General features: G+C 41.6%; 15 protein-coding genes. 12 read left to right on the plus strand and 3 right to left on the minus strand.

The features are described from left to right. Nucleotides 1-42: 42 nt before the first annotated feature. Together KXQ82_RS10500 and KXQ82_RS10505 are read left to right on the plus strand one after the other, a co-directional pair. Nucleotides 43-3,675, plus strand: coding sequence for a DUF6443 domain-containing protein (locus KXQ82_RS10500; protein WP_219488265.1), 3,633 nt, complete (start codon nucleotides 43-45; stop codon nucleotides 3,673-3,675). A gap of 13 nt (nucleotides 3,676-3,688) precedes the next feature. After that, nucleotides 3,689-4,186, plus strand: a complete 498-nt coding sequence (locus KXQ82_RS10505) for an Imm26 family immunity protein (protein WP_219488267.1) — start codon at nucleotides 3,689-3,691, stop codon at nucleotides 4,184-4,186. Nucleotides 4,187-5,221: 1,035 nt separating this feature from the next. Here KXQ82_RS10505 and KXQ82_RS10510 read toward each other — a convergent pair. The 3 genes from KXQ82_RS10510 to KXQ82_RS10520 all read right to left on the minus strand — a co-directional run bounded on the left by KXQ82_RS10510 (nucleotide 5,222) and on the right by KXQ82_RS10520 (nucleotide 7,475). Then, nucleotides 5,222-5,866 carry a hypothetical protein gene (locus KXQ82_RS10510; protein WP_255563604.1) on the minus strand — a complete coding sequence of 215 codons (645 nt, stop codon included), beginning with the start codon at nucleotides 5,864-5,866 and terminating at the stop codon, nucleotides 5,222-5,224. A 146-nt stretch (nucleotides 5,867-6,012) separates the two neighbouring features. Then, entirely contained in the window at nucleotides 6,013-6,792 is a 780-nt protein-coding gene (locus KXQ82_RS10515; RefSeq protein WP_219488270.1) for an SDR family NAD(P)-dependent oxidoreductase, read from the minus strand. Nucleotides 6,793-6,857: 65 nt separating this feature from the next. Next, nucleotides 6,858-7,475 carry a TetR/AcrR family transcriptional regulator gene (locus KXQ82_RS10520; protein ID WP_219488271.1) on the minus strand — a complete coding sequence of 206 codons (618 nt, stop codon included), beginning with the start codon at nucleotides 7,473-7,475 and terminating at the stop codon, nucleotides 6,858-6,860. Between the two features lie 365 nt (nucleotides 7,476-7,840). On the opposite strand from KXQ82_RS10520, the gene KXQ82_RS10525 reads away from it, so the two are divergent. The 10 genes from KXQ82_RS10525 (at nucleotide 7,841) to KXQ82_RS10570 (ending at nucleotide 20,598) form a co-directional block, all read left to right on the plus strand. Beyond that, on the plus strand, nucleotides 7,841-8,659 hold the full coding sequence (locus KXQ82_RS10525) for a polysaccharide biosynthesis/export family protein (protein ID WP_219488272.1): 819 nt from the start codon (nucleotides 7,841-7,843) through the stop codon (nucleotides 8,657-8,659). A 47-nt stretch (nucleotides 8,660-8,706) separates the two neighbouring features. Then, entirely contained in the window at nucleotides 8,707-11,001 is a 2,295-nt protein-coding gene (locus tag KXQ82_RS10530; RefSeq protein ID WP_219488273.1) for a GumC family protein, read from the plus strand. Between the two features lie 51 nt (nucleotides 11,002-11,052). Then, a complete protein-coding gene (locus tag KXQ82_RS10535; protein ID WP_219488274.1) occupies nucleotides 11,053-12,372 on the plus strand; it encodes a lipopolysaccharide biosynthesis protein in 1,320 nt (439 codons plus the stop codon). A gap of 20 nt (nucleotides 12,373-12,392) precedes the next feature. Then, nucleotides 12,393-13,325, plus strand: a complete 933-nt coding sequence (locus tag KXQ82_RS10540) for a glycosyltransferase family protein (protein ID WP_219488277.1) — start codon at nucleotides 12,393-12,395, stop codon at nucleotides 13,323-13,325. Between the two features lie 28 nt (nucleotides 13,326-13,353). Continuing rightward, nucleotides 13,354-14,838, plus strand: coding sequence for an O-antigen ligase family protein (locus tag KXQ82_RS10545; RefSeq protein WP_219488279.1), 1,485 nt, complete (start codon nucleotides 13,354-13,356; stop codon nucleotides 14,836-14,838). A gap of 91 nt (nucleotides 14,839-14,929) precedes the next feature. Continuing rightward, nucleotides 14,930-16,102: a glycosyltransferase family 4 protein gene (locus KXQ82_RS10550; protein ID WP_219488280.1), complete on the plus strand. Its 1,173-nt coding sequence runs from the start codon at nucleotides 14,930-14,932 to the stop codon at nucleotides 16,100-16,102. An 80-nt stretch (nucleotides 16,103-16,182) separates the two neighbouring features. Continuing rightward, entirely contained in the window at nucleotides 16,183-17,259 is a 1,077-nt protein-coding gene (locus KXQ82_RS10555) for a glycosyltransferase family 4 protein (protein WP_219488283.1), read from the plus strand. Nucleotide 17,260: 1 nt separating this feature from the next. Then, nucleotides 17,261-18,100 (plus strand): glycosyltransferase family 2 protein, encoded by an 840-nt coding sequence (locus KXQ82_RS10560; RefSeq protein ID WP_219488285.1) that lies wholly within the window; start codon nucleotides 17,261-17,263, stop codon nucleotides 18,098-18,100. Nucleotides 18,101-18,105: 5 nt separating this feature from the next. Beyond that, nucleotides 18,106-19,182 carry a glycosyltransferase family 4 protein gene (locus KXQ82_RS10565; protein ID WP_219488287.1) on the plus strand — a complete coding sequence of 359 codons (1,077 nt, stop codon included), beginning with the start codon at nucleotides 18,106-18,108 and terminating at the stop codon, nucleotides 19,180-19,182. 219 nt (nucleotides 19,183-19,401) lie between these two features. After that, nucleotides 19,402-20,598 carry a glycosyltransferase family 4 protein gene (locus tag KXQ82_RS10570; RefSeq protein ID WP_219488288.1) on the plus strand — a complete coding sequence of 399 codons (1,197 nt, stop codon included), beginning with the start codon at nucleotides 19,402-19,404 and terminating at the stop codon, nucleotides 20,596-20,598. The last annotated feature ends 67 nt before the right edge of the window (nucleotides 20,599-20,665 follow it).

Consider the following 20,665-nt stretch of genomic DNA (forward strand, 5'->3'; position numbering starts at 1 on the left):
AGGTTTTTCAACACAAAGATTATCATTACGCAAGGCTAATAGATGAAAAAAGAAAATACTACCTTATTGGTACCGGTAAAAAGGGATGCCTGTAGTTTCTGGCGAAAATTAAAAGCAATTTTATTGATTGCCTCATTTTTTGCTGGAACCGGTAGGCTGCATGCCCAAGCCAACATTACCCTCAATTCTGCCAATACCACAGGTAATTATACGGCCACACATAGCATTACACTCGATAATGGCTTTTCAGCCAACGGGTCTGTGGGATCATTCAGCGCGACGATCATCCCACCATCCTTGTTTAACTGTGGCGCATTAGGCATACCGAGCAGCACGATGAACTACGTGGCCACCTATGTACCCAGGACAGCCATCAGCGATGCGAGCACTATAGGTTCGCATACCATATGCGAGGTTAACCAAACCATACAATACTTTGATGGCCTGGGCAGGCCGATACAAGCCGTGCAGGTAAAAGCCAATCCCGATGGTACAAAGGATCTAATACAGCCCGTGGCATACGATGCTTTTGGACGTGAACCTATCAAGTACCTGCCCTATACCACGGCGGCAGGCACATCCGGAAATTATAGGGCCGATGCCTTAACAGGAACCCTTGGCTACAGTAACAGCGCACAATATAATTTTTATAACCCATCAACTGCCCAAAACTACGGTACTAACACCAGCCCCTACGCGGTAACAGTGTTTGAGTCCTCGCCATTGAACAGGCCGTTGGAGCAGGGCTCGCCGGGTGATGTATGGCAACCAGCCGGCAGCAGGACGGCGACAGCAGGCAGAACAGTGGTGATGGAGTATGGGACCAATGTTGCCGGCGAAGTATTGCTATGGGTGGTGAACAGCGCCGGAGCAACAGCAACGACATCATACGCAGCTAATACCCTTTATAAAACCACTGTTAAAGATGAGAACTGGACAAGCGGGCAGCTACATACGACGGAAGAGTTCAAGGATATTGACGGGCATGTCGTGCTGAAACGTATCTATAACGATAATAACGGCACCCCCGAAACACTGTCTACCTATTATATCTACGATGACCTGAACAACCTGAGCTACGTAGTGCCGCCGCTGGTAACAGCCACGACCTTTACTGAAAGTGAAGCAGTCTTCAATAACCTGATCTACGGATATCATTATGATGAACGGAATCGCTTGGTACAAAAGAAGATACCGGGCAAAGGTTGGGAGTACATGGTGTACAACAAGCTCGACCAGGTAGTAGCCACACAGGATGCCAACCAGATGGCCAACAACCAATGGATAGTGACCAAATATGATACTTTTGGCAGAAGGGTGATCAGCGGGATATTGTCAACAACGGACAACCAAAACATCCTGCAAACTGCAGTAAACGCGGCGACTACCTTATGGGAAGGCCGCCCTGCGGGAAGCGATTATACCAATGTGGCATGGCCCACAGCTATGATCAGCAAATTATCAGTAAGCTATTACGACAATTACGATATACCGGGCCTGCCGTATGACCACCATACCGAAAATAGCCAAATGACACGTGGCCTGCTTACAGCATCAAAAATAAACGTACTGGGCACAACCGATATGCTGTGGACGGTAAACTATTATGATGACAAGGGCAGGGTAACCAGTACCTATGCGCAGCATTACCTGGGTGGCACGGCTAACACAGGTAATTATGATAAGATAGTAAACACCTACGATTTCACTAATGCTGTTACAGCCAGTACACGAAACCATTACACAGCAACGGCAGGCAGCAGCCCTGCAGTAACCATTGCCAACACATTTGTTTACGACCATGTGGGCCAGAAACGCCAGAGCTTTGAGAACATTAACAGCACGGCGAACGCAACACTGATAAGCCAGGTTGACCTGAACGAAACAGGGCAGGCTTATCAAAAACACCTGCACAGTACGGATAATGGTTCGAACTTTTTGCAGGATATAACATACAGCTATAACGAACGTGGTTGGCTGAAAACAGCCAACGCTCCATTATTCGCAATGGAATTGAAATATAATGACGGCACAACACCACAATACAATGGTAACATTGCTAATCAAAACTGGGGAACGCCGGGCAGTTTGACCAACAGCTTTACCTACAGTTACGATGCGCTAAACAGACTGAGCAGTGGTATAGGAAACACGGGTAATATTGAAAGTGGTATCGATTATGACAAGATGGGTAACATCAGCCATCTGAACCGCTATTACGATAGCACGCTGATCGATCAGTTGACTTATAATTATACCAACAGCAGCAACCTAACCAACCAGTTACAAAGCGTGGCGGATGTATCATCAGATGCCGGAACTAAGGGATATAAAACAGGTACGCATAGTTATACCTACGATGCCAATGGCAATATGCTGACAGATGATAGTAAAGGCCTAACCGTGGCGTATAATCTGCTGAACCTACCGCAAACGGATACGCTATCCTCAGGAATAATAACGTATACGTATGATGCAGGTGGCAGGAAATTGAGAAAGGCGAGTACGATAGGTTCTGGAACATCGACGGATTATATAGCCGGTATACAATATACAAATGGTAATATTGATTTTATACAAACAGAAGAAGGCCGTGCACTAAAAAGTGGCAGCAACTATAATTACGAATATAATCTGTCAGATCACTTAGGCAATACTAGATTGTCATTTGATACGCATAGCAATGTAACAAGCACCACGCAGCAAACCGATTACATGCCGTTTGGTATGGAGATTACTGCAGGCAGTGTTGTTAGTCCGAAAAATCTATATCTTTATAACGCTAAAGAATTGCAAGAAGAACTTGGCCAATACGATTACGGCGCAAGGTTTTATGACCCAGTAATAGCGAGGTGGACGAGTGTGGATCCGTTGGCGGAGAAGTTTAGGAGGTGGTCGCCATATAATTATGGAGTAGATAACCCATTGAGATACATTGATCCTGATGGCATGGGGGTTAATGACTTTGTGGCGATAAAATCAGCAAACGGCGATGTTAATTACAAGTGGGATGCAAATGTTCATAATGATGCAGATGCAGAAAGGCTTCATGGAAAAGGGGCTACAGATGCTACACCGGGTGGAGTAAATAAAGTCTATAATGATGAAAATGGCAATAGTATAACGTTAAATGGACAGAGTGGCCATTGGACTTATACGGCGCTCTTAGACCCAAGTCATTATTTGGCACCACAGTTTACTCCGGCGGGTTTAGGGATGGGGATTAACTTGCCGGGTCTTAATATGGCAGAAGGTGTAGGAATAGTGACTGCTAATTTAGCGACCGGGCTACTTGGGGCAGTTGAATCGGGTACGGCAGCTATCGCTCAAGGAATTATTAGGGAAAGTGGTGGAGTGGCTGAAACAGCTACCGCTGAAACTATGGAGGCAGGTACACACAGTGTTTATCAAGGATTAGATGCAGCAGGGGATGTAAGATATGTAGGAATTACAAGTAGAGACGCAGCAATAAGGTTTGGTGAACATTTGGCATCCGGAACTGAAAGGGCGAACTTAGAATATCGAGTAGTTGAAGGAGCAACTGGTTTAACTAAGGATGCGGCGCGCGTAATAGAACAAAATATGATTAACTCGAATGGTTTGGGTAATTTATTAAATAAAATTAATTCAATCGCACCAAAGAACTGGGCACAATTTGGGGTTACGCCACCATAATTTAGAAAGAATAATGACAAGAGTAAATACGAAAATAGGAGATATATTCTCAGTTAACTTGGGTACTAATAATAAGAGGTATTTTCAATATATCGCAAATGATAGGAGCCAGCTAAATAGTGATGTAATTAGAGGGTTTAGTAAACATTATCCGATTGACTCAATACCAAATCTTTCTGAAATAATTCAAGATGAGATATTATTTTATGCGCACTGCATAACGAAACTGGGCGTTAAAATGGGATTGTGGGAAAAAGTAGGCAATGTGCAAGAAATCGGTAATCCGTTCGATATCTTATTTAAGGATACCAATGATTATGGTAAAAAAGTTGGAGAAGAGCCTATCAAGGTCTCAGATAAATGGTATGTATGGAGGATAAATGAAAATTTTTTACGTATTGGTAAATTAGAGGGAGAATTTCGAAAAGCATACATGGGATTAGTTATCAATCCTAATGGCATCGTTGAACTTCTAAAAGGAAAGAAGTATCCTATTAATTATCCAGAGTGAAGAATGGGTGGTGTACCAAAATGCTGGTGCTGAAATAAGTAATTACAACAGCCCAGCCACAACTGGGCTTTGTTGTTTAGTTACTTCTTATAAGCTAATCTTGTTTTAGCATGTTGGATGAGTCCATCAATGGAATACATGAGGCAATTTATGATAGTTTTTAGCCTGCTTTTTTACAAGGTAACAGATTTTGGTTCTTAGATAATCTACCTTTTAAGGAATACAGGTTAATCCCATTGAAAAAATCATTAAATACTTTCCTACACTTGATTAGACAGGGTATATAAAACCCATTTCAATAGAGTAACTGTAGGAATTTCAATTCAGAAATTATACACCCTCTATAAAACATAAATTTTCAATATTCTTGAATTAAGTTTTTAGGACTATTATTTGAAAATCTTACCTTTTAATAAGTCAGGATAAACTATCATTTGAAAACAAAAATCTAACTTCTTAATTCACAATTTTTGTACCCTCTATAAACAGTAAAATTTCATAATTTGTGAATTGAGTTCAATGATTTATTTCAACAGATCAAACCAATTCAAGAATTTAACTTCCCCTATAAAAACTAAATTTTAAGATTTTGTGAATTAAGTTTGAGGGAGGAGTGATATACAATTATTGAGCAAAGTTACGCTCATAGCTTCTGTAGCGTGCAAGAACTTCCCGCATAAACCACTTCGTTATTTATTCGTTTGCTTCTTGCACTTGATCGCTATAAGCGTTTATTGGCGTCATAATTATTTATTCACTTAACTCAAATCAACATGGAAAAACTGCAAAACTTCATTTAAATTTACTCTGATTTTAGGATTAGATATAGGGGAACCATAAATGTTTACTCCCTTGTTTAACCCTTAAATAAAGCAATTATCAAATACATCATTTATTCACAGATTTAACAACAAATTCAGACAGAATACCGCACTCATGGGGTGCTGGAGGTCGTGGGTTCGAATCCCGCCATCCCGACAGAGCAAAAGGTTCATGAGCTGATGATGAGCCTTTTGTTTAATTATCTATATGTTGTCATCTTACTAATGGTCGGCCATTTAATGCGTGCACAAGAAGCCATAATGCCAGCATGCCATAGCATATTCCAAGAACGATAACCCACGTATCATTTTTTAATATATAAAAAGCAAACAACGGTAGTACCTGTAATGCGTGCATACCAATAAAGTGCGCTATACGCAGATCGCCATATTTACGGCTCCAGTTCAAAAATGGCAGGCCCTTCTCCTCGTCGGGGCCGCCGATGGTATGTGTAAGCCGTCCGCCCATTACCGCTCCTTCCATAGCAAATATTACAAACAAAAAAATGCCTAAGCGAATACTCCAAAGGTAGTAGCCCGGCAATTCCGGAAATTGTTGGGTACAAAATAATATGCCGATATACCCGGTATATAATGTAACACACGTAGCGGCCAGCCCCATTAGGGTGTAAAGCGCCGAATAAATATATGTGGTTTGATTAAAATGCGATAATTGCCCGCGTGCGGCCTGCAGGGCAATGTATAATAATTCAAAGCCAAGCAGTGCAACAGTAACCCAATTATACCAGTTGATTTGCGTAGGTAACCCAAGGTAAAATGTAAACCAGGCCATGGTCCACGAATATATGCCTATAGAAACGGCGAATTTAATGGGTTTATACCATGCATTAACTCCCATAACTTGTACCCTCGTCAACCTGGAGGCAACAAGAAAAAGCATTGAGGCCGCAAAGCAAACCAATCCAAAATAAAATAAGGGTTCATTTCTGTACTTGATCGTGAGTATGAAATTGTTCATAATATCGGGGTTAAAAATTAATAGCTTTAATTCGTTGGCTTTGCGAGTTTCTTTTTAATTTTCATCATAAAAAAATCGGGCATAACGCGTGGCAGGTTTGAAATAATCCAGTTGGTGAAGCCAACGATCTTCTTACCCTTTCCTTTTGTTAAAAGATCAACTCCGGCTTTTGCTACAATGGAAGGATGTATTGGTTTATTGGTTTTGTAAGCGTTGGTTTTAAGCATTTCTGTTGTGGTAAACTGTGTATCCACAGGACCGGGACACAGTGCGGTAACAATTACACCGGTACCTTCCAATTCTGCGGCAACGGTTTCAGAAAACGCCAGCACAAATGCTTTGGTGGCGGAGTATACAGAATAATAAGGGAAAGGCAGAAACGATAATAAAGATGCGACATTCATAATACGACCATAACCTTTCTGCCTCATATCGTGACCAAAAAGCTTAGTTAGCGTTACAAGCGAGGATATATTAAGGCCAATCATTTGTAATTCAGTTGATAATGGGGTTTCTACAAAATCTCCGTAAACCCCCATGCCGGCGTTATTAACCAGCATGGTAACTTCCAGTCCCTCACTTTTAATATGCTCATAAAGTTGTACAGCATTTTCCGGTTTAGATAGGTCTTTAACAATGATTCTTACATTTATAGCATGTGCAGCGGTAAACTCTTGTTTTAAATATTCCAGCTTATCGGCGGTTCGGGCAACCAATACCAGGTCAAATTTTCTTTCCGCAAGTATTTTAGCCATTTCATAACCAATACCGGTAGATGCCCCGGTAATCAATACAAGATCTTTCATATCATAAAAATTAAATAATCTATGTTTATTAATTGAACATTGTTCATAATTTAAGAAAAAAATAACTATAATTTCTTCAATATCTTTAAAAACTCCTCGTAACCCGCTGAAACAATTTGGTCCTCATTTTCAAAGTGAACGGCTTTAGCACGATCGCTGATTTGCAAACTGCACATGCCATGAACAAGGCCCCATATCATAAAAGTTAAAGGTTCTGCTTTATGCCCTTCAAAATGGTGTTGATTTATACACTGCTCAACCGTTGTCTTTAAAACGCCGAAGGCCGACTTACCCTCATCCCATTCTTCTTTCTTACTTTCGTTTAAAACTGCCATTGGCGCTTTCAATGTAAACATAAGTTCATACATATCAGGATTTTCCATAGCAAAGTTAATATACAGGCGGCCCATCGCCATAAGGCGTTCCATAGGTTTTTCTACATTCGCCAGCACTTTAAACTGCTCGCCTAACTGCGCAAATCCCAAACTGTGTAGTTCGTTTAATATTGCATTTTTATCTTTAAAATAAAGGTAAACTGTGCCTACACTGTAATCAATATTTTTAGCAATGCTGCGTATGGTGGTCTGCTCCACGCCATTTTGCACAAACAGCTTTCGGGCGCTATTTAATATCAGCGTTTTTAACTGCTCCTTTTCTTTTGCTTTACGGTCTGCTATTGCCATAATAAATTACACAACAAATATAATGAACATTGTTCATTATATGATTTTTTTGATGAAATTAATTTTATGCAATCACAATAATGGCTTATAATGCCCCACAAGAATGGTGTGCAGATGTTGTGGGTTCGAATCCCCGGCTCATCGATTTTCTCTAATTTTCAGTCCGATACTACATCATCCATCAATTTCGGCTTTTACTAAAATCTGTTATATTTGCATTGCGTCTGATAATGTTTCATATTCAACATCTAAACACACATTATTTGCGTAAATTGTGGTTGATGTGCCCGTCAAATTTTTACACGGAGCAATGATTTGGGTATTCTTTATACTTGTTTACTATTGGCTTTAACATTCATAATTTAATGGTTACAAAATTCGTAAAATTTGCCTGCTACAGTTTTATTTTATGGATGGTTGCTATTTCCATGCAGGGTTGTAAAACACAGCAGCCCAATGTAGCCTACTTCCGCAACGTTCCCGATTCGCTTACCAAAACGGTGCTAACCAAAGCTGCACCTTTTAAAAACCCGCTCATACAATCTAATGATGTATTACAGGTATCGGTAATTACACTCGATAGGGATGTTAACGATATACTTGCCGCCGGTACGCGTATGGCAAACCCATCAGGGAATAACTTCAGCAGCTCAAACCCCGCTATATCGGGCTTATTGGTTGATGAGCAGGGCACTATAGAGTTACCGGCCATTGGCAAGGTAAAAGTAGCTGGCCTTACCACATTTGCCGCCAGGGACACCATACATAACCGTATGGAAAAATATTATAAAAAACCCGTAGTAAATGTTCGGTTCGCCAATTTTACAGTGTCGGTATTGGGTGAGGTTAACAAACCCGGGCCATTTACGGCGCCCACCGAAAAGCTGAGCATTGTAGATGCTATTACTATGGCTGGTGATCTTACCGTTGATGCCAAAAGAGAAAACGTATTGCTGATGCGCGACTCATCAAATATCAAAGTTTTTGCCCGTTTCAATTTAACAAGTTCAAATTTACTGGCTTCGCGGTATTTTTACCTGCACCAGGGCGATGTGGTTTATGTTGAGGCCAAAAAGACCAAACCAAGCGGCAACGATGCAGTTAAATCAAGAAACCTTACCATTGTTACTACCGCAATTTCTGTTTTAGCCACCATTATAACATTGATATTAACAAGGAATTAGTTTGATTTTTATAAAATAGAAAACAACAGGGCAGCATAATTTATTAGATGGAGTACAATAAAAATCAGCATATCGAATCGCGCGTGGTTAACACCTCGGGAAGCTCGTTTTCGATAAAAGATCTGTTTATCAAATTACTTAAGCTTTGGTATTGGATCATTCTCTCAGTAACTTTTTGTACAGGCCTGGCTTACCTTTATTTCCTGAAGCAAACGCCGCAATATAAAATCCACGCTACGGTATTGGTTCAGGATGAGAAACGTGCCTCGGATAGGATAGGCAGAGCCAGCGCGCTGCAAGACCTGGGCGGTGTTGGTGTTCAAAACAATGCCGATAACGAATTACTGGTATTAAAAAGCCGTACACCTATGGCTAAAACGGTAGCACAATTGCAACTGTTTATAAGCTACTTTGAAAAAGCCAAACTCAAAAAAACCGAAATTTATAGTACCAGGCCAATAAACGTACAGTTTACCGGGTACCCGCTGATAACCGCTGCCAATAATGGCAGTTATGAAGTTAAGGTAGATACAGCAGCTAAAACCTTTAGCTTATTTAAACCGGGCAAAACGTATAAAGGGAGTTTAGGCGACAGCCTGTTGTTACCCGAAGGATTGGTAAGAATTACAAGGGGACCCGGATTTGCAAGTTGGGATTCGCAAAACTCGCTTTTTATCTCCATGAGCGATTTTGAGGCTACAGTTGAAAAATACATGGGCGTGCTAACAACCGAGCTCCCTAATAAACAAACAAGTATCATTAACCTTACCATAGTTGAAAGCCTTCCCGACAAGGGCGAAACCATACTGAACGAATTTATTACGCAATATTTAAAAGAGAACCTGGAAGACAAAAACCGTATTGCCGATGGTACCATAGCTTTTATTGATGAAAGGCTTGCTTTGGTATCAAAAGAGCTGTCGGGCAGCGAGAGCAATATTGAGAACTTTAAACGCTCAAATAACCTTGCCGATTTAAAGCAACAGTCTAATTTATTGATAGAGAGCGACAGCCGGAACTCTGAAAGGGCAACACAATTAGAGGTACAGCTTTCGGTAATGCAAAACCTGCAGTCGTTTTTAAAAGATAATGTGAATGACCGCAAAACCGTACCATCATCGCTGGCCATGAGCGACCCGAACTTTATTGCACTGGTAAAAAGTTATAACGACCTGCAACTGGAACGGGATAAAAAGCTGATGACGCAAACAACCGATAACCCAGCTATTATTACGATAGACCAGCAATTACGTAACCTGAGGTTAAACTTACTGAGCAGTATCGAATCAATAGTAAGAGGGCTCAGAACAAGCATTGATAAACTGGGCAGGTATTCAACAAATTATGAGTCGCAGATAAGCAGTGTTCCGGAAAAAGAAAGGCGCCTGCAAGATTATGCCCGCCAGCAATCGATAAAACAGGAACTGTATATTTATTTGTTAACTAAACGTGAAGAGTCGGCAGTATCTAAAGCATCAAACATTGCCACCACCCGCATTATAGATTACGCCCATTCTGAACATGGCCCTTTTAAACCGAGTAAAACCATAATTTTATTTACCGGGCTTTTGGTTGGTTTAGTATTACCGTTCGGCTTCAGTTTTGGCATATCGCAGGTTAAAAACCGGGTAAATACGGTGGATGATATTTATGACGATACCATCGCGCCTATTATAGCGCACGTTGGCCGCAAACCTAAGCACAGTATTTTTGCCATCAGTGCTGAGTCTAAAACCCTCACCGCCGAAAAGTTGAGGGGGCTTGTTACCCACCTGCGCTACGCCTTCCCCGGCGATGATAATAAAACCATATTAGTAACCTCATCGGGGCATGGCGAAGGCAAATCATTTATAGCCATCAATTTAGCGCAAACACTGGCTTTATCTCATAAAAAAGTATTGCTGCTGGAGCTGGATCTGCGCTCCCCTAACCTGAGCACCGCCCTGGGGCTGCAAAATATTGGCTTTACCAATTACATTGCCGAAGAAGCAAATACCTGGGAACCCTACATTCAGCAAGCCGGCATTGATTATTTTTTCGATGTGTTTTGCGCAGGCGAAGCACCTGCTAATCCAACCATGCTTTTACAGTTACCTGTGTTGAAGATACTAATGGGGCAACTTCAGGAAGTTTATGATTATATCGTTGTCGATTCGTCGCCGGTGGGGCTGGTTACCGATGCCGAAATATTGGCCGCTTATGCAAGCTTTACGCTATATATTGTTCGCCAAAACTATTCATCAAAAGCAAAACTAAAAAACCTTGATAATGCCTACCGTGAGGGTATTTTGCCAAAAATAAACGTGATCATAAACGACTGCAAGGCCATAGGCAGCAAATAGGTGTACCAGCCCGTTTATTAACGTTACCATAATATAACTTTTTGATAAGGCATGAAGATATCGTTACTTAATAATAAACTTGTAGATACACTTATCGCCAACAAAGCCAATTTGTTAGCCAAGGTAAAAACTACAGGGCTTTATTTATTAGTGCCTATCATCAATTTTTCGTTCTCGGTATTTACATCGCCCATATTTGCAAAGTACCTTACAGTTGAGGAGTTTGGATACTTTGGCTATTACAATACCTTATCAGGCTATTTACTGGTTTTTTATAGCCTCTCGTTCCAAACCTATTATATGTCGGTTTACTTCAGGGAGTCGGAGAGCGAGCGTAAGTCAACGCTGGTTTCGCTCATCCTGTTCACTATGGCCTGGAACCTGCTTTTCTTCCCCATAGCGTATGCGGGCCTATACCTGTATTTCAAATACTCGCATTCCATTACGCCTTTTTACCCTTACGCGCTGCTGCTTTTAAGTGGCACTGTGCTGGGTATAGCAAAGGGCTTTGTACAGGTAAACTTCCGGATGGAACAAAAGCCGGTGCTTTTTCTGATCTGGGTATCCGGGTTTAGGGTGGCTTCCATTTTAGTATCGCTCTATTTTGTTATCGGCCCACAAATGCACCTGATGGGGAGGCTTATCGGGATACTGCTGGTAGAGGTATTTTTCTTTGTAGTTACCCTTTACCTCACCTGCAAAAATCAAAAGATAAGGATTGATATGGCTGTAATGCGGGTAGCTTTAAAAAAGATTGCGCCGCTACTTCCTGCTTCTTTACTTTTCATCACCATATTCAGCTTTGATAATATCGCGCTCGAGCGGATGAACCAGCCTAAGCAATTAGGTTTGTATAATATCGGTAAAAACATATCACAGTTTTTATATACGGCCTTATACCCATTTTTCCAGGCTTTTGAGCCTGATATTTATAAGCATGCCACGCTAAAAGATCATAAAAGTTTAAAACGGATAGGCTTCCTCATCTTTGGCATTACCGCTTTGGCACTGGTGTCGTTTTGGCTGGTATCGCCATATCTTATCCAATACTTAACAGCCGGTAAATACACCGCCGCGTTAAAATACTCTAACGTATTGGCTATTTCATATTGCCTCAATATTTTCTTCGCCTATTTTGATGCCGTAATTATGGCCTGGCAAGAAACCAAAGTACATTTGTACATCAACATTGTAGTGGCTACGCTAAGCATAATTATATATACCATAGCCAGTAAATATTTCAGTGCTATGGGTATAGCCGTAGCGTGCGATATCAACTGGGCCTTATTGCTTATATTGCAGTTATTATTTGTTTATTCAAAATTAAAGGCACACCGCAGGGAGCGTGAGCGTGCCTTACAGGCATTGTAGCTTTGTTTAATATTAATCTCATGGAAGCTAAATTCGATATCCCTGTTTTAATGGTCACCTTTAACCGGCCCGCTTACGCGCAGCAGGTTTTTGATAAAATAAAACGGTTAAAGCCAAAGCAACTCTTTATTTTTTCGGATGCGCCGAGGGCTGGAAAAGCGGGAGAAGCCGAAAAAGTTGCCGAATGCCGGGCCCTGTTTGATGATGCCAATTTTACCTGGGATTGCGAAGTGCATAAGCACTTTGCTACCGCTAACATGGGTTGTGGGCCGGGCGTAAAAACCGCCATAACCTGGGCTTTTGAAAGCGTTGAAAAGCTGATAATTTTAGAGGATGACTGTGTGCCCGATCTTTCGTTTTTTGATTATTGCGAAACCATGCTGGCCAAATATGAGAACGACCCAAAAGTGATGCATGTTGCCGGCACGCGCTGGAACGAAGAATTTGATGCAGGCAAAGGCGACCACTTTTTTTGCACCGTGGGCCATGTTTGGGGCTGGGCCACCTGGAAACGCGCCTGGAAACTGTACGATTACCGCATGAGCACCTGGGTAAAAAAACACGACCGTAAAATGGTACGCGATATTTACCACGACAGGATATTGTACCAGTTTTGGGTGGATTGCTTTGTTGATACTTTTAAAAACATAGCCTCAACCAACCATACCTGGGATTACCAGTGGCAATACACCCTGTTTAAAAACAAAGGCCTTTCTACTGTTCCGAAAGAAAACCTCATCACCAACATTGGCGAGTTGGGCGCCCATACCAAGGTGGATGACACCGATGTATCATCGTTTAACCGCAAAACAGGTACCTGGGCCGAAGACGAAAGCATAGCAGTTAAAGTTGAGCCTAACATTGCTTATGAAAAATACCATATCCGCAATTTCTTTTTGCGCGATACTACCTTTAAGCAGCGTTTAAAATTTTTTATCAAAAGCTTTATTTAAGCGGCGTTTAATTAACAACACAATTCAGATGAAGATATTTGGTTTAAATACCGTTTATGATCCTGATGGCAAAAATGCCTTGTTGTTAATTGTGGGCAAGCTTTTGCTGGTGATGTCATTAGGCACCTTATGTTTGGCCGTTTACCCATCCGTTGTAAATATGGCGGCACTGGGCTGTATCGCGCTAATCTTTCTTAACCTGCTCATTAACGAAGATTATTTTGCCTTTGTTATCATTGTGTTTTTCAGCAATCACTACATTTTTGGTAATGATAAAGGGGGCTTATTCAATTTAGCTGCACTTTTAGCCATGTTGGGCTACAATTGGTTCTGGAAAAAAGCGCCGCTGTTTAAAGGCAAATCTACTTTCGGTAAGTTGATCACTTTTTTAATAATGGTGCTCATCTATTGCCAGATGCTTAGCCTGCTCAACAATTTCAGGGCCGAAACATCATCCAAAATAGCCTCCATGTGTATCTTCCTGGCTTTAACAACGCTCTTGTTCCAGATGTCGAAGATCAGGATTAGGGAAATTGATTTTATCCGGTTTTTCCAGGTGCTGTTTTTGTTCACCGCATTTAATCTCATTGTTTCCCTCAATCAAAAATACAGCTTTATGCCCATCCAACTGGCATTAGTACCTACGTGGGACAGGGACGCGGAGTTTCAATACGATATTTTCAGGTGTACGGGCACCTTTTTCAATTTTGAGGCCTATGCCGAATATTCTCTTTCCATGATCATCTTACTACTGCCGGGTATTCTTTCGGGATCATTCAAAAAGATAGGCACATGGTTTTACAGCCTTGCTGTAGGCATTATATTTATGTCGGTTTTTGCCATTGTGCTTTCGGTAACAAGGTCATCGTTCTTCCTGCTGCCCTTAGCTGTCATTTTTATTGTGATTAGTCAATTTGGTCGTATAAAAGCAAAATCGGTTATGCCTTTTTTGGGTGTATTGGCCATTGGTATAGCGTTAAATATGGTTGTGCCTGTTATTGATTTCAGCACCTTTATTGAGCGGAGTAAAGAAATGCAGATCAGCCACCTGTCAGATATTACATCGGGCAGCGAGATCAATCGCGGCGACATCTTCGCGTTCGCCTTTAAAAAAATAGCGCGTACAAAAGGCGTAATTGGCGAAGGGTATTTTACCAACCAGCCCGACTATAGTACCGTTCACTTTGATATACCGCACCCTATCATAGGCGATTACCACAACCTGTATCTGGGGATGGTTGTTTTTTGGGGGTATGGCGGTGCTGTAAGTTTTACCCTGCTTTTTATAGTTACCCTGTTTTGGGGGTTTACCACTTACCGAAAGTATAAAAACAAAGCTTCGCCGTTTAAAGTGGATCTGTTATTGGGTTTCAATATTCTTTTTATCTTCTTTTTGATCAATCAATATAAGATCATTTTTTTACGCGAATCAAACTACGCAGTTATGATATTTATTTTGCTGATCATGTACAGTAGTTTAATACACGAGATAAAACAGGAAGCCATTGAGTGATAGTTAAACTGAATTACGAAATACATCGTATATTCCAATCAGCTATCGCGGCAAGAGTATAATAAAACACTAAAAGCATATAATTCAGCATATGAAAATTGGCATCAGCGGCCCCGCTTTTTTCCCGATGTTGCAGCCCTGGTTGCATCCGGACCAAAAGGTAGATGTAAAAGGCACAGGCGGCACACCAGTAAATCACCAGATCATCGCTTTATTGGAGCGGGGCTACGAGGTACATTTATTTACCGTAACACCCGAAATACTGCCCGGCGACAGCCGCACATGGCATGGCGATAAACTGCACATATATGCCGGGCCCTTCAGGCGCAGGGCACGCCACCGTACGCCCGATCTTTACAAAAACGAACGTGAGTTTTTGAAGGCGAAAATGCTGGAGATAATGCCGGATATTATACATGCCCACTGGCAGTACGAGTTTGGCTGGGCCGCTCTCGATTCAAAGATACCTACTTTACTTACCTGCCATGATGCGCCTTTAAAAGTACTTGGCGCTCAAACCGATCTGTACCGTGCCATACGTTTGGTAGTTGCTGCCATCACCTTAAAAAAAGCGAAATATTTAACCGGGGTATCGCCATACACAGCCATTGGGCAGCGTTTTTTTACAAAGGTACCTGTCACTGTCATTCCCAACTTTGAGCCGGATAATATCTTTGCCTTATATAAGCCGGGAAGGGTTATCAGCGATAACATCAACATCGCCATGATAAATAATGGTTTTCATGGTCGTAAAAATGTAGCCAAAGGTATACTGGCATTTAACGAGTTTAAAAAAAGCCATCCTACCGCAGTGCTCAACCTTTATGGTGCCGATAATACGGAGAACGGCGATGCGGGAAAATGGTGCAGGGACAATAACATCAGCGGAAATATTAATTTTCATGGCGAAATGCCATTTGCCGATGTGATAAACGCGTTATCGCAGGCTGATATTTTTTTGCATACATCGCTCGAAGAATCCTGCCCAATGGTGCTTATAGAAGCCATGGCAATGGGTATACCGGTGGTGGCAGGCGAAAAAGCAGGTGGCATCCCCTGGATGCTTGAAGATGGTGGCGGGGCACTAACAGATATTACATCAGCACAAAAGATAAACAGCTCGCTGTTGGAAATAGTAAAGCCCGGGCAATATGCCAAAGCATCTGCAGATGCGAGAAGGGTGGCGTTGGAGCGTTTTTCGAAAGAAGTAGTGATCAACAAGTATTTGAAATTTTATGAACGCATTCTTTCTGAAAATTCCTGATACGGTGTTTAAGTGTCCGTATGGTTATTTATAATTATTATTTGTAACTAATTTTTTACTTTAGTCATCCTAATTGATTTATGAAGGTATTGCACATCTTATCAGAACTCCAGTTTTCGGGTGCCGAACTGATGTTGTATACCGCGTCGGGCAGGTTGAACAATGCAGGCCTTCAAACCACAGTTTTAGCGACAGGTGAGAACGAAGGTATATTTGCCAAATACCTTAAAGAACCCGGCTGGCAGATAGCCCATATCCCCTTAAGGAAAAACCTCGATTTTTTTAAAAAGTTATACCGGTTTATAAAAATTAATGGCTTTGATGTTGTACATGTACACACCGAAGGTTCGTTTATTTATATTGCTACCATAGCCCGCCTTGCAGGAGCAAAAAAGATACTCGGCCACATCCATAATAATTTCCTGTTTGATGAGTACCTGACCAAAAGGCGAAGGTTTCATCACAAGTTGGCCGATAAATTATTGGGTGTTCAGTTTATATCCATTGGCGATAGTGTAGAAAAAACAGAGCGCGATATATATAATACCAAAACAACGCTGGTTCATAACTGGATAGACGTTAACAAGTTCAGCGAAGAAAAGTTACCACACCTCGCTGCCGATAATACCATCGAACTCAGGTTTATTACCGTTGGTAAATGCCTGGCCGAGAAAAGGCATATTGATGTGTTGAAACTGGTAAAACACCTGGATGATAAAGGTATTGCATGCCGGCACATACAAATAGGCAGCGGCCCTTTGGAAGCTGAAGAAAGGAAATGGGCCGACGATAACGGCATCATGCACATGGTCAACTTTATCAGCAGTACCAATGAGGTTGAAAAATACCTTGCCGCATCCAATTTCTTTTTAATGCCCTCTACTTTTGAGGGGGTTAGCATAGCCTGTTTAGAAGCCATGGCAGCGGGGCTGTTTTGTTTTGTAAACGATGCCCCAGGCCTGAACAACTTGATACAGGATGGCAAAAGTGGTTTTGTAGGCGATTTTTTAGACACAGCAACCATTGCCGACAGGATTTTGCAAATTTGTAAAGATCCTGAGAGTTATAGCAGCATGACGCAGCAAGCCAAACAATACGTTTTTGATAAGCATAGTGTTAACAATATCGATCAGATCATAGCAATATATAATCAATAAAATGCAGCAGGTAGCCATTGCCGTATTACTGACAACCTTTAACAGGCGGGATAAAACCATTGCCTGTTTAAAAAGCTTGAAAGGGCAGGTAACCACTGTACCCGTTGCCATAGATATTTATGTTACCGATGACGCCTCGGCAGATGGTACGCCCGAAGCCATAAAGGTAATTTATCCTGAAGCGAATGTCTTTATCGGGAGCGGCTCGTTGTTTTGGGCAGGCGGCATGCGCAAATCATGGGGCGAAGCGGTAAAGGGAAATTACGATTATTATTTTTTGTTGAATGACGATACCATTTTAACATCGAACGTGTTGGAGGTATTATTGTCATACTATAAAAACAAGGCCACCGGCATAGTGGTAGGCAGTACTGCTGAGGATGGCAAACTATCATACGGAGGGCGGGTAATAACATCCAAACTGAACTTTAAAAAGGAGATGGTATTTAGTAATACCGAATTTTTAAACTGCGACCTGGGCAATGCCAATATTATGCTGGTGCCCAAAGGTGTGGTTGACAAGATAGGTATCCTGTCGGACAAGTATACCCACGGTATTGCCGATTATGATTATACCCTTACCGCCGTTGAGGCCGGGATAAATGTAATGGTGGCGCCAGGCATACTCGGCACCTGCTCTGACGACCATGGCAACAACTGGAAATCGGCAAATACGACGTTGAAGGAGCGGATAAAATATTTGAAAAGCCCTAAAGGCCTTGCTTATAACGAGTATCTTTATCTTATTAAAAAGCACCTGCCACAGCATTACCCGGTTGCTTTTGTAAAATTGTGGGCCAAAACATTATTTCCATTTTTGTGGGACAGATTTAAAAACTAAAAGGCATGCAACAACCTAAGGTTTTATACCTCACCAATATACCGGTTCCGTACCGGGAAAAGATGCATGAGATACTGGCATCAAAACATGGTATAATAACCTACCGTGTGGTGTACTGTGCTAAAACCGAACCCAACAGGCAATGGAAATTGAAAGAGGGTAATTACGATAAGGTTTACATGGAAGAAGAGGCCACATCGCTGATACATAACAACCGCTCAGTTATTAAACACCTGGCAGGGTATAAACCCGATGTGGTAATAAGTACCGGCTTTAACCCCACAATGTTGTATGCTTTTGTATGGTGTATATTTAAGGGCAAAAAATTTATCCCTTTTAATGATGGTACCTTATTTTCTGAGTCTACATTCTCTGTTATACATAAGTTAGTACGTACTATTGTTTTCAGGTTTTCGGCGGCATTTATCACCACAGGGATTGGAGGGGTTGACCTGTACGAAAGTTATGGAATATCCAAAGACAGGATATTCATCAGCCATTTATGCGTGGAGAACAGCCTGTATAAACTAAGCGATCCGCCTCCTAAACAGTATGACCTGATGTTTTCGGGCCAGTTGATAGACCGTAAAATGCCATTTTTTTTTATTGATGTTGCTAAGCAGGTAAAGCAAAAACTCGGCACTTGCAAAGTACTGATTTTGGGCGATGGCCCTTTACGCAATGAAGTGCTGGCCAAATTGGAAGAAGATAAGATAGATTATGATTACCCCGGATTTGTACAGCCAGATACCATCCCTGTATTTTATAACCGGTCAAAAATTTTCCTTTTCCCAACCCAAAGTGATCCGTGGGGTATTGTAGCCAACGAGGCCTGTGCTTCGGGGGTACCGGTAATTACATGCAAAAATTCGGGCGCCGCAGATGACCTCATCATTAATGGGTACAATGGCTATGTTTTACCATTAGAGACCGAAATTTGGGCAAACGCTGCATTACAGTTGCTAACTGATGAAAAGCTGTTACAGCAATTTTCGGTTAATGCAGTAATATCCGTGCAGCAATATAATCCCGCAAATGCTGCAAAGGGCATAGAAGATGCGGTGGCTAATAGCCTCATATAATTGAGCGATAATCCGTTGAGGCAAATACAGTTAAAACAGCATGTTTGTTAGTATGTGACCAATAAACAAGCACATTTACTGCTGTTTTGCGCGGAATAGCATCGATTTTGAAATTTTTGAAGTATCTTTAAAAGCAACTCATTAACAGTGGGTTATAATTAATTTATTTAACATCTAAAGTGTGTTAAATAACGTATATCATTACCTATGCAGTAAAACATGGCGCTTAAAGTTGGGATCATACATACTTATTACCAGGATAAAGGCGGAGAAGATGCTGTGTTCGAAATGGAATCGGCCCTTATTTCAAAAGAGTGCGCCGTTCAAAGCCTGATATTCAGAAACGCAGGCGGGGCTATGGGCCTCCTGCAATTCATTATCTCTATCTGGAATCCTTTTTCTGTTCGCAGGGCTAAAAATTTCATCCGCCAATTTAACCCCGATGTTATCCATATCCATAATTTGCATTATGCGGCCGGCCCTGCGGTGATAAGGGCGGTAAAAAAATTGAACGTACCTATGGTTTATACCTTGCATAACTATCGTTTGTTATGCCCTTCGGGTACGTTGCTTAACAAAAAGGAGCTTTTTACCAACAGTATACACGCAGGTTTTCCATGGGCTGCGGTAAGAAATAAGGTATTCCGTAATTCGGCAATACTTACCTTTTGGTTGTCTGTTATCAATTACTTTCATAAAAAGGCAGGCACCTGGAAAATGATCGATCAGTATACCGTGCACACCTCTTTTGCAAAAGAAACTTATGCCAATTCTTCATTTGGCCTCCCCGCACAACAGTTTACAGTAAAGCCCAATTTTGTAAAGCCTGTAAGTACAAGCGGTGCTGCATTTCGTGAAAAGCACTTTCTGTTTATAGGGAGGTTGGCCGAAGAAAAAGGAATACGCTTTTTGCTGGATACATTTAGCAATTCCGGCCATGTACTTAAAATAGCCGGTGACGGCCCCATGAAAAAGGATGTGCTGGAAGCCTGCAGCCATGCTGCAAACATTCAGTACATGGGCCCCTTGCAAAAAGAGGCGGTGGAAAAAGAAATGACCACCTGCGCGGCTTTGATATTCCCTTCCATTTGGTATGAGTGCATGCCCATGACCTTGCTCGAATCGCTCTCTGCGGGTACCCCGGTTATAGCTACCCGGTTAGGGGTAATGACCTCCATTATTACTAACGGATACAATGGCTTACTGGTTGAGCCTCATAACTCAACCGACCTTAAAGAGAAACTGGATGCCTGGACCGCCTTACCCGAAGCGGAAAAAGCACGCTTTTATGATAACTGCAAAAGCTCTTATGCCGATAATTATACTCCTGAAAAAAACCGGGAGATGTTACTGAATATTTACAGTTCGGTAGTTAAAAGCAAACCGGCTGAAGTATTGGCGGAAGCATTATTGTAAATCTCCCCTCCCTATTCCTTTATTTACGCTACTTTGATAAGTTTGTACTTGCGTTGGGTTTTAAACA

It is taken from the genome of Mucilaginibacter rivuli (genome assembly GCF_019391655.1).
GTDB lineage: Bacteria > Bacteroidota > Bacteroidia > Sphingobacteriales > Sphingobacteriaceae > Mucilaginibacter > Mucilaginibacter rivuli.